Source organism: Sphingomonas panaciterrae (genome assembly GCF_036890205.1).
Classification (GTDB): Bacteria; Pseudomonadota; Alphaproteobacteria; order Sphingomonadales; family Sphingomonadaceae; genus Sphingomonas; species Sphingomonas panaciterrae.
This window is the reverse complement of the sequence record NZ_JAKNQR010000004.1, coordinates 62,159-74,433: the sequence shown is the minus strand read 5'-3', so window position 1 is coordinate 74,433 and position 12,275 is coordinate 62,159. Positions and strand designations below refer to the sequence as shown.

The 12,275-nt window shown below is 66.5% G+C and carries 10 protein-coding genes; 9 read left to right on the top strand and 1 reads right to left on the bottom strand.

Annotated elements, in window-relative coordinates; genetic code table 11:
- Positions 1 to 11: 11 nt before the first annotated feature.
- The 7 genes from L8F96_RS12075 (at position 12) to L8F96_RS12045 (ending at position 6,310) form a co-directional block, all read left to right on the top strand.
- Entirely contained in the window at positions 12 to 362 is a 351-nt protein-coding gene (locus L8F96_RS12075; RefSeq protein WP_046411425.1) for a RidA family protein, read from the top strand.
- A gap of 91 nt (positions 363 to 453) precedes the next feature.
- Entirely contained in the window at positions 454 to 3,270 is a 2,817-nt protein-coding gene (locus L8F96_RS12070; protein WP_334656122.1) for a monovalent cation/H+ antiporter subunit A, read from the top strand.
- A complete protein-coding gene (locus L8F96_RS12065) occupies positions 3,267 to 3,623 on the top strand; it encodes a Na+/H+ antiporter subunit C (protein ID WP_186313973.1) in 357 nt (118 codons plus the stop codon). The genes L8F96_RS12070 and L8F96_RS12065 overlap by 4 nt, the downstream gene beginning before the upstream one ends.
- A complete protein-coding gene (locus L8F96_RS12060) occupies positions 3,620 to 5,149 on the top strand; it encodes a monovalent cation/H+ antiporter subunit D (protein WP_334656121.1) in 1,530 nt (509 codons plus the stop codon). Before L8F96_RS12065 ends, L8F96_RS12060 begins: the two co-directional genes overlap by 4 nt.
- Entirely contained in the window at positions 5,146 to 5,634 is a 489-nt protein-coding gene (locus L8F96_RS12055; protein ID WP_046411419.1) for a Na+/H+ antiporter subunit E, read from the top strand. The genes L8F96_RS12060 and L8F96_RS12055 overlap by 4 nt, the downstream gene beginning before the upstream one ends.
- Positions 5,631 to 5,900 (top strand): K+/H+ antiporter subunit F, encoded by a 270-nt coding sequence (locus tag L8F96_RS12050; protein ID WP_136451431.1) that lies wholly within the window; start codon positions 5,631 to 5,633, stop codon positions 5,898 to 5,900. The genes L8F96_RS12055 and L8F96_RS12050 overlap by 4 nt, the downstream gene beginning before the upstream one ends.
- Complete coding sequence (locus tag L8F96_RS12045) at positions 5,897 to 6,310, top strand: Na+/H+ antiporter subunit G (RefSeq protein ID WP_334656120.1); 414 nt, start codon at positions 5,897 to 5,899, stop codon at positions 6,308 to 6,310. Before L8F96_RS12050 ends, L8F96_RS12045 begins: the two co-directional genes overlap by 4 nt.
- 38 nt (positions 6,311 to 6,348) lie before the next feature.
- Here L8F96_RS12045 and L8F96_RS12040 read toward each other — a convergent pair whose 3' ends face one another.
- Complete coding sequence (locus tag L8F96_RS12040; RefSeq protein ID WP_334656119.1) at positions 6,349 to 7,599, bottom strand: TetR/AcrR family transcriptional regulator; 1,251 nt, start codon at positions 7,597 to 7,599, stop codon at positions 6,349 to 6,351.
- 406 nt (positions 7,600 to 8,005) lie between these two features.
- On the opposite strand from L8F96_RS12040, the gene L8F96_RS12035 reads away from it, so the two are divergent.
- Complete coding sequence (locus L8F96_RS12035; protein WP_334656118.1) at positions 8,006 to 10,648, top strand: TonB-dependent receptor; 2,643 nt, start codon at positions 8,006 to 8,008, stop codon at positions 10,646 to 10,648.
- A gap of 86 nt (positions 10,649 to 10,734) precedes the next feature.
- Positions 10,735 to 12,198, top strand: coding sequence for an MFS transporter (locus tag L8F96_RS12030; RefSeq protein ID WP_334656117.1), 1,464 nt, complete (start codon positions 10,735 to 10,737; stop codon positions 12,196 to 12,198).
- The last annotated feature ends 77 nt before the right edge of the window (positions 12,199 to 12,275 follow it).

The following is a 12,275-nucleotide window of genomic DNA, read 5'->3' as shown; positions in this document are numbered from 1 at the left end:
GAAGAAACGCGATGACGATTACCCGGATCGACCAGGATGGCCGGATGAGCCAGGTCGTGATTCACGGCCGTACCGTGTATCTGTCCGGCCAGGTGGGCAATCCCGGCGAGGACATTTCGGCCCAGACCCGGACAACTTTGGCCGAAATCGACGCACTGCTGGCCCTGGCCGGGACCGACAAGTCGAACCTGCTGCATGCGACGATCTGGCTGGCGGACATCGCCGACTTCGACGCCATGAACATGGTGTGGGAAGAGTGGATCGGCGGCGGCAATGCCCCGACCCGCGCGACGGGCGAGGTGAAGCTCGCATCCCCGGACTATAAGGTGGAGATCATCGCCACCGCCGCCCTGCCAGACTGACACGTCACGGCGCTGGCTTGGTCGGCGGATCAACGCAGGTCGACCTGAGCGCGCAGGCATGTAAGAGGGGCCAGACGATGCAGGATCTCGTTTGACCCTTCTTGTTCTTCTGGCGCTGCCGTTCGCAGCCGCAGTCGCGATCGGCCTGTTGGCGCGCTTTCCGCGCTCGGTGCACGTCGCCATTGCGGCGTCGGCCAGTGCGACCGGGCTGGCGCTGCTGCTGTCGCGTGCGCAGGAGGTTCTGGCAGGCGCGCCGATTGCGGTGCAGGTGCCGTGGGTACCGGCGCTCGGCCTCGACGTCAGCCTGTGGCTTGATCCGCTGGGGCTACTGTTCGCCGGGCTGATCCTTGGCATCGGCCTGCTCGTCGTCATCTATGCGCAAGGATATCTGGCGCGGGCGGAGGCGACGGGGCGGTGCCTGTCGTTCCTGATGCTGTTCCAGGGCGCGATGATCGGCATTGCCCTGTCGAGCAACCTGCTGCTGATGCTGATCTTCTGGGAACTGACGAGCCTGTCGTCGTTCCTCCTGATCGGTTTCTGGCGCGACCGGGCCGACGCGCGACAGGGTGCGCGGATGGCGCTGGCCGTGACGGGCGGCGGCGGGCTGGCGCTGATCGCCGGGGTGCTGCTGCTGGGGCAGGTCGCCGGCTCCTATGAGCTGCCCGCAGTGCTGGCTCAGCGCGAACTGGTGCAGCAATCGCCGCTCTACCCGGCAATACTGACGCTGATCCTGCTGGGCGCGTTCACCAAATCGGCGCAATTCCCGTTTCACTTCTGGCTGCCGCACGCGATGGCCGCGCCAACCCCGGTGAGCGCCTATCTGCATTCGGCGACGATGGTGAAGGCGGGCGTGTTCCTGCTCGCGCGGCTGTGGCCGGTGCTGGCCGGTACCGATTTGTGGTTCGCGCTGGTGGCGACCACCGGGCTGGTCACGTTGATCTTCGGCGCGAGCGTCGCATTGTTCCGTGACGATCTGAAAGCGATCCTGGCCTATTCGACGATCAGCCAGTTGGGCCTGATGGTGATGCTGCTCGGCTTTGCGACGCCCGCGGCGGTAGTGGCGGCGATATTCCACATCCTCAACCATGCCGCGTTCAAGGCTGCGCTGTTCATGAACGCGGGGATCGTCGATCACGAGACGGGAACGCGCGACATCCGTCGGCTGGGCGGGCTGGCGCAGTTGATGCCGCTGACCGCAGTTGGCGGCACGCTGGCTGCCGCGGCGATGGCCGGGCTGCCACCGCTTGGCGGGTTCATTTCCAAGGAAATGATGCTGGAGCAGAGCGCCCATACCGTGGCGTTGGGGCAGCCGTGGCTGGTACCGGCGCTGGCGGCGATCGGTGCGACGCTGTCGGTGGCCTATTCCTTGCGCTACGCCATCGGCCTCTATGTCGGACGTACGCGCACCGGCGATGTGCCGGCGCCGCATGACCCCGGCGCGCTGATGCTGGGACCCTCGCTGCTGCTGGCTGTCCTGGCGCTGGCATTGGGGCTGCTGCCGATGGCGATTGCCGGGCCGCTGGTGATCGAGGCCGCAGCGGCAGTGACCGGTGGCGCAGCGGTGAAAGTCGACCTTGCGCTTTGGCACGGGGTCAACGTCGCCCTGGTGCTGAGTATCGGTGCGGTACTGGTCGGTGCCCTGCTGTTGTCGGGTTATCCGCTGCTGGAACGACGCGTCCGGGCGTGGAAGACGCCAGATGCGAAGAGGCTGTTCGAGCATTGGCTTGAGGCGTTGATAGCCGCCACGCGGCGGATGACGCTCACCATCCACGCGCCGTCGCTGCAACGCGCGCTGCTGATGGTTTTCGCGGTCGCGGCGCTGTTCGCCGTCGATGGCGCCGGCGTGGCCGGCACGATCGTCACCGGCGACCGGGCGACAACGCCGGCGAGCATGACCGCAATCATTGCCTGGCTGCTGCTGCTGGTCGCGACGCTGGCGGTTGTCCTGATGCATCGGCAGCGGTTCCTGGTGCTGATCTTCATCAGCGTCATCGGGCTGGTGATGGCGCTGGCGTTCATCCATCTGTCCGCGCCGGACTTGGCGCTGACCCAGATCGCGGTCGAAGTGGTCACGATCCTTTTGCTGCTGCTCGCGCTTCACCTGATGCCCAAGACGCCGCGGTTGCTGTCGGGCAGGGGGCGGCGAGTGCGTGACGGGCTGCTCGGGCTGTTCGTCGGCGGCGCCGCTGGCGTGGGCGCCTGGGCGATCATGACGCGGGTGCAGGGCGACACGATTTCCGCCTTCCATTGGGCGAACAGCTACGCCGGTGGGGGCGGGACCAATGTGGTCAACGTGACCCTCGTCGATTTTCGCGCCTTTGACACGTTGGGCGAGATCATCGTGCTTGGCATTGCCGGGCTGGCGATCTTTGCGCTGCTAGAGCCGGCGGTGCGCGGCGTCGCGGGGCGGCGGCTGCGCGCGTGGCGCAGCGACATGCCGCATTCGCCCGAACGCCACCCGGTGATGTTCGTGATGGTGACGCGGCTGCTGCTGCCGATCGCATTGTTGGTCGGCATTTACATCTTCCTGCGTGGCCACAATCAGCCCGGTGGCGGGTTCGTCGCGGCGCTGGTGTTCGCCATCGCCATCCTGCTGCAATATCTGGCGTCCGGTTTCGACTGGACCGACGAGCGGCGAAAGATCGGCGAGCATCCGCTGATCGCCTTTGGCGTCCTGATCGCGGTGGCGACGGGGCTTGGCTCGCTCGCCTTTGGTGCGCCGTTCCTGTCGAGCAGCTTCGGCTATTTCCACCTGCCGCTGATCGGCGAGTTCGAGCTGGCGACGGCAATGCTGTTCGATACGGGCGTTGCCTGCGTGGTGCTGGGCGCGGTCACCATGGCGCTCGCGCAATTGAGCCATGTGGCGCAGCGCGCGGCACGCCAGCCCGACGACGGGGGCGCGGCATGAGCCTGGAATTCCTGGTGGCGACCGCCATCGCCGCGCTGGTCGCGGGCGGCGTGTATCTGTCGCTGCGGGGCCGCACCTTTCAAGTCGTGCTGGGCCTGACCCTGCTGTCCTATGCGGTGAACCTGTTCCTGTTCGCGGTCGGGCGGCTGATCGTCAATCGACCACCACTGTATGACAAGGCGGTGGCGGAACACACCGATCCGCTGCCCCAGGCGCTGGTCCTGACCGCGATCGTCATCACCTTTGGCATGACCGCCCTGGTGGTCATCCTGTCGCTGCGCAGCTTCCTCGAAAGCGGCTCCGACCAGGTCGATGGGCGGATCGAGCCCGACGAGATCGAGGACCAGCCATGACGCTGGCCGATCAACTGGTGATCGCGCCGGTGGTGCTGCCGGCGATCACGGCGGCGGTGGCGCTGCTGGTGATGCGTCGGCGCCGCCATCTGGGCGCGGGTGTCTCTTTGACAGGCTGCATCCTGTCGCTGCTGGCGGGCATCGTCCTGTTCGCGCAGGCGGCCGATGGGGTGATCCGCACCTATCCGCTGGGCAATTGGCCGGCACCGTTCGGGATCGTCCTGGTGCTCGATCGCCTGTCCACCGCCATGCTGGTGCTGGCGGGGGTGCTGGGCGTGATCGTGATGGTTCATGCGCTCGCGACCGGCGCTGATCGGCGCGGCTGGCATTTCCATCCCTTGTTCCAGTTTCAACTGCTGGGGCTGAACGGCGCATTCCTGACCGGCGACCTGTTCAACCTGTTCGTGTTTTTTGAGGTCCTGCTGATCGCATCCTATGGCCTGATGCTGCACGGGCAGGGCGCGGCGCGGCTGAAGGCGGGGGTGGCCTATGTCATCGTCAATATTGTCGGATCAGCGCTGTTCCTGATCGCGCTGGGCCTGCTGTACGGGCTGACCGGTACGCTCAACATGGCCGATCTGGCGCGGCGGGTGACGGAGGTGCCGCCTGGCGACGCTGGCCTGATGCGGGCGGCGGGGCTGCTGCTGACGGTGGTTTTTGCGCTGAAGGCGGCGGCGGTGCCGCTGCACCTGTGGCTGCCGCGGACCTATAGTGCGACCATGCCCGTCGTGGCGGCGTTGTTCGCGATCATGACAAAGGTGGGTGTCTATGCCCTGATCCGTGTGGTGCCGCTGATCTTCGGCGCCGGCGCAGGCGCAGCGGCATGGGTGCCGTCGCCCTGGCTGTTTCCCGCCGCGCTGCTGACGGCGGCGCTCGGCTTTGCCGGGGTGCTGGCGGCGCGGGGCTTGCGTGAGCAGGCGGCGTTTGCGGTAATGGGATCGACCGGCACGGTGATGCTGATCCTGTCCGACTGGACGCCGGTGACCACGGCGGCCGCGATATATTATCTGATGCATTCGACCTTTGCCGGCGCGGCGCTGTTCTTGGTCGCGGACGTGACGCTGCGGCTGCGCGGTCAATATGGCGAGGCGGCGGTCGCGGCCCCGCGCTTCGCGGGGCAGCAGGCGACGGGATTCCTGTTCCTGGCGGCGGCGATCGCGGCGGCGGGGCTGCCGCCCTTGTCGGGCTTCATCGGCAAGCTGCTGATGCTGCGTGCCACGGCGGACATGCCGGCCCAGGCTGCGATCTGGGCAACCATCCTTGTCACCACCTTGCTGGCGGTGATCGGGTTCGCGCGCACCGGCAGCACGATCTTCTGGAAGGCGGCGGCGCCGGGTGCGGCGGCGATCACCGCCGCGCCATTGTCGCGCGCCGCGTTTCTCGGGCCCGCACTAGCGATTGCCGCGCTGGTTGCGCTGACGATCGCGGCGGGCACGGCGAGCGGCTGGGCAGTGGCGGCGGCCGACCAGCTTTTCGACACGCAGGCCTATATCACGGCGACGCTGGGATCGGCGGACGGGCGATGAGGAAGCTGTTGCCCCATCCCGGCCTGTCGGCCCTGCTGCTCGTCATCTGGCTGTTAATGGCCAACACCCTGTCGGTCGGGGCGCTGGTGCTGGGCGCCGTCTTCGCGGTGGTGCTGCCGCGCTTCACCGCGCCGTTCTGGCCCGACCGGCCGAAGGTGCGGTTCGGCCGCGACCTGCTGGTCTATACGGCCATCGTGCTGTTCGACATCGTGGTGGCCAATTTCCAGGTCGCTGCTGTCATCCTGTTCCGCCGCAATCGCGACCTGCGCGCGCGCTGGCTGGTGATTCCGCTGGAGCTCGACACGCCCGAGGCGATCACGGTGCTGGCGGGGACGATCAGCCTGACGCCGGGGACGGTGTCGTCCGACGTGTCGGCGGACGGCCGCTTCCTGCTGGTCCATGCGCTGGATGTGCCCGATCCCGAAGCCGAGATCGCGCGCATCAAGCAGCGGTACGAGGCGCGGTTGCAGCGGGTGTTCGCATGATCGGGACGGCGCTCCACCTCGCCTTTGCCGCCGTGTCCCTGGCGCTGTTGTGCAATTGCTGGCGGCTGATGCGCGGTCCGGCGCTGGGCGACCGGATCGTGGCGCTGGACACGATGGTGATCAATGCGATCGCGATCATCATCCTGATCGGGATGATCGGGGAGACCAACGCCTATTTCGAGGCGGCGTTGCTGATGGCGATGGTAGGGTTCGTCAGCACGATCGCTTATTGCAAGTTCGTGCTGCGTGGGGACATCGTCGAATGAGCATGGCGGTGGAGGCCCTGATTGCCTTGCTGATCCTGCTGGGCGCGGCGTTCGTGCTGATCGGCAGCTGGGGGCTGGTGCGGTTGCCATCGACGATGGAGCGGCTGCATGGGCCGACCAAGGCGACGACGCTGGGGCTGGGCGCGCTGCTGATCGGATCGATGATCTTTTTCCAGGCGCGGCTGGGGGTGTGGACGGCGCACGAGCTGCTGATCTGCGTGTTCCTGTTCATCACTGCGCCGATCTCCGCGAACATGATCGCCAAGGTGCACCTGCACCGGCTGCGGACCGGGGCGATCGTCGAGCCGAACAGTATTGCGGGCGATCCGCCGCACCCGGGCGGGGAGGATGACTGGGCGACGTTCGGGGCGCCGCCCCCGGGCCCGGCGGCGACGGCGGCGGATCGATAGCGGAGACCATTGGCCTCGCCTGCGTCAGCGGCGGCCGCCTAGTGGAAAATTCCGGCCCGCAACGGTTCGAGATAGGCCTGCACCGCCGCGACCGGATCGCGCGCCTGCGCCCAGCGCCGCATGTCGGACGCCGCGCTGACCGCCGCCATGACCGTCTGGCTGGCGACCAGCGGGTCGACCGGGCGGATCGAGCCATCGGCAATGCCGTCCGCGATCGTGCCGGCGACGTGGCGGGTGAGCTGCCCGGCGAGCGCGAGCATGTCGCTGCGAAGCTCCAGTGGCAGCGCCTGATAGGCGCTCATTCGCAGCAGCGGGCTGTCGTCGGTGAACTGAAGGCCGATCAGCGACGCGAGGCTGATGGCGAGGCGCTCGCCCTCATCATGGCCAAGCCTGTCCCCTTCAGCCTGAGCCGCCTCGATCGTGTCGAAGGAGCGCCGGAAGCAGGCGAGGACCAGATCGTCCTTGTTGTCGAGATGGTGGTAGAAGCTGCCGGTGCTGACCCCCAGCTCGGCCGCGATCCGCTCCACGCTGGCGCCGGCATAGCCATGGGCGTTGATGAGACGGGTGGCGGCGGCGAGGAAGCGGCCCTGCGCGCTGTCCGCCGCATCCACCGGCAGCGGTTCGACGCTAACCGGCCAGGGCGCCGCGCCGCGCGCGAGGCCGTGCGCGAGGACGTCGTAGAGCCGCTCCTCCACCCGCGGGAAATCACGTGTCTGATAGCGGTCGATCCAGGCGGGGAGCCATTGCAGGCTGGCGGCGAGGTGAGTCGCGGCGATGGCCGAGCGCGATCCCGATGCCGGCGTGCCCGCAGGGGCGAAGAAGCCGCGGATGATCGCGAAGCTTTCGAAATAGGCCGCCTCCAGCGGCTCGCGGATTTTGGCGTCCAGCGCGCCGATGTCGGACAGGACGGCGAAGTCGCCGGCCTTCCCCTCGCGCGCGCGGCGATAGAGATCGAATTGCGCGGCGATCAGGTGGCGGACCCGCGCCTCGGCGGTCGGCTGGCGTGCTGCCTCCCGCGCCGTGTCGAGCGCCCAGTCGAGCGTTCGTTCGTAGCAGGCGGCGGCGAGCTGATCCTTGCGCTTGAAATAATAAGTCACGCTGCTGGTATCGAGGCCGAGCGCCCTGGCGACGGCAGTCAGCGTCATGCCGCGCGCGCCGTGGCGGTTGATCTGCGCCGATGCCGCATCGAGGATCTGCGAGCGCCGCTGCGTGAAGCGGGCGGTACGATCGTGATCCGAGGAGATCCTGCGTGTCACGGCACGAACATAGGCCATTTCGGCGCGTGGCACTACCCATAGCCATTATTGAAACTTGACAGTCGCGACAGTTCTTCCAAAACTGGTTACGGAGAGGAAGATCATGCGGCGGTACGCGGAACCATTCGCGCCGGCCATCGGTCAGGCATGCCGGATCGGGCCCATCGGGCCGTCGATCGGCGCAACGATGCCGCGAGGCATCGGCCACCACGCGTGTGATCCTTCACTCTTTCGTCTCGACCCTTCGGCATCGAACATCCTGCGGCGCACAAGCAGGTGGCGGTGGCTGGCGTGGTCGACGACGGCATCCCGCATCGCGCGTCCGAATGGCGCGGTGAGCCCCTCAATACATGGAAACGAGAAGCTGATGACCTTGGTCTAGCGGACACGGGAGCGACGCGAGCGCCCCCGGCCGCCTCTTTCAGGAGGAGGAACGGCGATGAAGGCGAGGATGCGGGCAGGCGCGACAGCGATCGCGCTGCTGAGTGGGCATGCGGCGGCGCACGCGAGCGAGCAAGGGGGCGTGCAGGCGGTTCCCCCGAGCGACCCCGGCAATCCCCCGGCGCCAGGAGGCGTTGCCGGCGCTCCACAGGCTGGGCCACAGGCGGGGCCACAGGCGGGGCCACAGGCGGGGCCGCCGGCGCCATTCGATCTTGCGACAATCAACGACATCGTCGTCACCGCGCAACGCCGGGCCGAAGCGATCCAGGACGTGCCGATCGCGATCAGCGTCTTTGAATCGAGCGACCGCGACCGGCGCGGCATCCGGTCGATCCAAGATTTCGCGAACTTCACGCCCGGGCTGACCTTTTCATCGTCGCTCGACCGGCTGTCGCTGCGCGGCATCGGGCGGCTGACCAACACGATCGGATCCGACCCCGGCGTCGCGATCTACAATGACGGTTTCTACACCGCGTCCAATGCCGAGGCATCCAAGACGCCGATGTTCGTCGAGCGGGTGGAGTTCCTGCGCGGGCCGCAGGGAACGCTCTACGGCCGCAACTCGGTGGGCGGTGCCATCAACGTCATTTCAAAACGGCCTACGGAAGAGCAGGCCGGAGAGTGGCGCTCGTCCGTCGATAATCTGCAGCTGGTATCGGAAGGGTATCTGTCGGGGCCGATCGTGGGCGGGCTGAAGGCCCGGCTGTCCGCGCAGGTCACGCGGGCGACGGGGTCGCGGTACGAGAATATCGCGCGCACCGCGACGTCCCGCGACGAGGGGTTCGTCAATCGCTTCTTCCTGGAAGGTCAGCTTCAGTATGATTTTTCCGACACCACGCAGTTGTGGCTGAAATACAGCCATGCCGAGTGGAACGACAGCAATCCGATCGGCGCGCAGGTCAGCCCCTATGTCACCAATGACATTGACGGGGCGACGGACAGTTCGCTGACCCCGGCAGCGGCATTCGGCTATGGTGTTCCCAATCCATCGGTCACCGACCCGCGGCGGATCAACAGCAACACGCTGAACCAGTCGCTGCTGAGCGACAATCATACCATCGTCGCGAACTTCACCGCGGATATCGGCGGCGTGGCGCTGAAATATGTCGGGGGGTACACACAGTATAAATATCAGGCGTTTGCCGACCTGGATTATACCGCCAACCAGCTGGTGGTGACCAATTTCGGTTCTGCGCCGATCCCGGCATTGGCGCCATTCGGGCTGGCCAATGCGTTCCGTACCTATTCCTACAATGCAACCTATGTGCAGGATTATCAGGAAGACAAGAAGTACTACACCAACGAGCTGACGTTATCCAATGCGACGCAGGGGCGGTTCAACTGGATCGTCGGCGCGTATCAATTCCACGAGAAATACTTCCAGCCAGTCACCTGGTTCGTCGATGGCGACAATAGCGACACGCTGAGTCAGCGGATTGCGGCGCCGATCTGCGTTGCGCCGGGGACCTTCGCGATCGTGCCCAATTGCCCCACCAACCCGCGGCGCGCCTTTTACGAGGGGTCGGGGGATTTGCGCACCGATGGCCTCGCGGGGTTTGGCCAGGTTGATTACGAGCTGGTCGATGATCTGAAGGCGACCGCTGGCCTGCGCTATTCCTGGGACAAGAAGCGCGGGTTCGAAAGCTATCGCGTGATCCAGTGGCAGCCCGCGGGCGCGGCGACCTATTGCACGCTGACGCCGGGGGCGGATGCGACCGTCGTGGGGCTGGGCGCGTGCGGCGCGGCGGCGGCGGCGCAGGACCTCACCCGCTTCCTCCTAAACCTGCCCGGTGTTGGGGCGGCGACGCGCGAGCTGGAGGATAGCTGGTCGGGCTTTTCCTGGCGGCTGGGGCTCGACTGGAAGGCGAACAACGACACGCTGGTGTTCGGCAGCTACAGCCGCGGCCTGAAGGCGGGCGGGTTCAACCTGGGGAGCTATGCCGACAGCCCGGTGGTCGACAAGGAGATCGTCGACGCGTTCGAAGTGGGCGTGAAAAGCCGCCCGCTGTCGTCGCTGATGCTGAACGTCACCGGTTTCTATTACGACTACAAGAATGCGCAGATTCCGATCGTGGTGGTGCGGCCGGGATCGACGCTGACCACGACCAATTTCTTCAACATCAACAAGTCGCGGTCGTGGGGCATCGAGGTGGAGAGCGCGTGGAACGTCACGCGGTCGCTGGAAATCTCCGCCAATTATTCGTTCAACGACACCAAGATCTTGCGTGCCCCGCGGCGGTTCGACGATGAGGGGATGCCGGGCAACATCCTGGAGGACATCACCGGCAACCGGTTGCCCGCGGCATCGAAGCACAAGGTCGCCATTTCCGGCCTCTACGATATCGAGGTGGGCGCCAACGACCACATCTTCCTGGCGGCGAGCTACGCCTATCGGTCGGACGCTTATTATTCGGTGTTCGAAAGCCCGATCAGCCGTGCGCCGGGGTGGGACCAGGTCGATGCGCGCATCACCTACACACGGCCGGACGATGGCATCACCGTGATCCTCTACGCCCGCAACCTGTTCGACACGCTGGGCTATGACGGTGCCTTCTCGACCGGCGCGGGGACCAATTACCGCCAAGTCTACAGTTACACCTTCCCCCGCCAGGCCGGGGTGGAAGTGCAATTCAGGTTCTGAAGTTCCGCAGCGGACGCCCCAGCATGGGGGCGCCGCTGCACGGCATGGCAAGCCTGGGGCATCCAGGCGCACGGTAGGAGAGGATCATGGCCACCATTGCAGCCGGCGTGGCGGAGACACCGAGACGGCCTGCGCCCGCGTCCCTGCCGTTGTCGACGAAGGTCGCGCATGGGTCCGGCGCGATTGCGGGCGGATCGATCATCTACCTCAGGTCGCTGATGCTCCTGTTCTACAGCCAGGTCGTCGGGCTGGAGGCGTGGACGGTGAGCCTTGCGCTGGGCATCGTCATCGCCTTCGATGCGGTGTGGGACCCGGCGATCGGGCATTTTTCCGATACCCTGCGATCGCGCTGGGGGCGGCGGCACACGTTGATGTTCGCCGCACCGATCCCGACCGCGATCCTGTGCGCGATGTTGTGGAACCCGCCGGTCGGCATGTCGCCCGGCATGACCTTTGCCTGGCTGCTGGCGTGCGCCATGCTGCTGAACCTGTGCTACAGTTTCTTCGAGGTGCCGGCCAATGCGCTGACGCCGGAACTGGCGCCGGGATATCATGTGCGCACCAATCTGGTCGCCTGGCGCTGGGTGCTGGGCACGGTGGGGGCGATGATCACCGCCTTCCTTGGCCTCGGCTGGTTCCTGTCGCCCGAGGCCGGCGCGGTCGGGCAGCTGGTACGATCAGGCTATGGCAAGCTGGGGATTGCGTCCGCGCTGCTGATGCTGACCGCGATGTTCGTCAACGCATTCGGCACGCGGCGGTACCGCAGCGTCCTGTACGAGCCGCCCGAGCGCACCGGCGGGTGGCGCCAGTCGCTGCGCGAGGCGGCGGAGACGCTGCGCAACCGGAACATGGCTGTGGCGGTGATCGCGGGGGCGCTTGCCGGCATCGGCTTTGGCATCCGTACCGTGCTGGAAGCCTATGTCGCGACGTTCATCTGGGGGCTGCCGGCGTCGGCCTTGCTGCTCACCACGGTCGCGGGGTTCGTCGCGACGCCGTTCGGGGCCATCGTCGGCGCGATGCTGTCGCGGCGGTTCGGCAAGAAGCCGGCATGCATGGGGCTGTTCTTCGTAGGGACGATCCTCGTCAACACGCCGCTGCTGCTGCGGCTGTCCGGAATGTTTTTCGACAATGGCGATCCGCGGCTGCTGCCGACGCTGATCGGCTTCGCCTTCTCCTCGGCGGTGCTCTATTATGGTGGGTTCATCCTGGTCAGTTCGATGATCGCGGACATCGTGGAGGATGCGCAGGCAAAGACCGGGCGGCGGTCGGAGGGGCTGATCACGGCGGCCGACCAGTTCATCCAGAAGCTGATTACCGCGATGGGAACGGTGATGGGCGGCATGATCCTGACGCTGATCGCCTTTCCGCCCCGCGCGCTGCCGGGGCAGGTGCCGGCGGAAACGCTGGCGTCGCTTGGCTGGACGTTCCTGACATTGGTCACGGCGCTCAGTTTCCTGTCGATCGCGGTGTGGAAATTCTACCGCATCGACCGCGCGGGGCATGAGGCGCGGCTGAGCGCGCTCGATGTGCCGGAGGCGCGGGGAATCTAGGGAAGAGAAACCCTGACTCAGGTTAAAAGCGCAGGCGGGATGCGGAACCGGGATGCGGCGTCACGGCTTGTTCCGTG

Excerpts from the sequence above, each read along its gene's own strand:
- L8F96_RS12035 (WP_334656118.1), top strand. The coding sequence starts at position 8,006 with ATGAAGGCGAGGATGCGGGCAGGCGCGACAGCGATCGCGCTGCTGAGT.
- L8F96_RS12045 (WP_334656120.1), top strand. The coding sequence starts at position 5,897 with ATGAGCATGGCGGTGGAGGCCCTGATTGCCTTGCTGATCCTGCTGGGC.
- L8F96_RS12075 (WP_046411425.1), top strand. The coding sequence starts at position 12 with ATGACGATTACCCGGATCGACCAGGATGGCCGGATGAGCCAGGTCGTG.
- L8F96_RS12055 (WP_046411419.1), top strand. The coding sequence starts at position 5,146 with ATGAGGAAGCTGTTGCCCCATCCCGGCCTGTCGGCCCTGCTGCTCGTC.
- L8F96_RS12050 (WP_136451431.1), top strand. The coding sequence starts at position 5,631 with ATGATCGGGACGGCGCTCCACCTCGCCTTTGCCGCCGTGTCCCTGGCG.
- L8F96_RS12030 (WP_334656117.1), top strand. The coding sequence starts at position 10,735 with ATGGCCACCATTGCAGCCGGCGTGGCGGAGACACCGAGACGGCCTGCG.
- L8F96_RS12065 (WP_186313973.1), top strand. The coding sequence starts at position 3,267 with ATGAGCCTGGAATTCCTGGTGGCGACCGCCATCGCCGCGCTGGTCGCG.
- L8F96_RS12060 (WP_334656121.1), top strand. The coding sequence starts at position 3,620 with ATGACGCTGGCCGATCAACTGGTGATCGCGCCGGTGGTGCTGCCGGCG.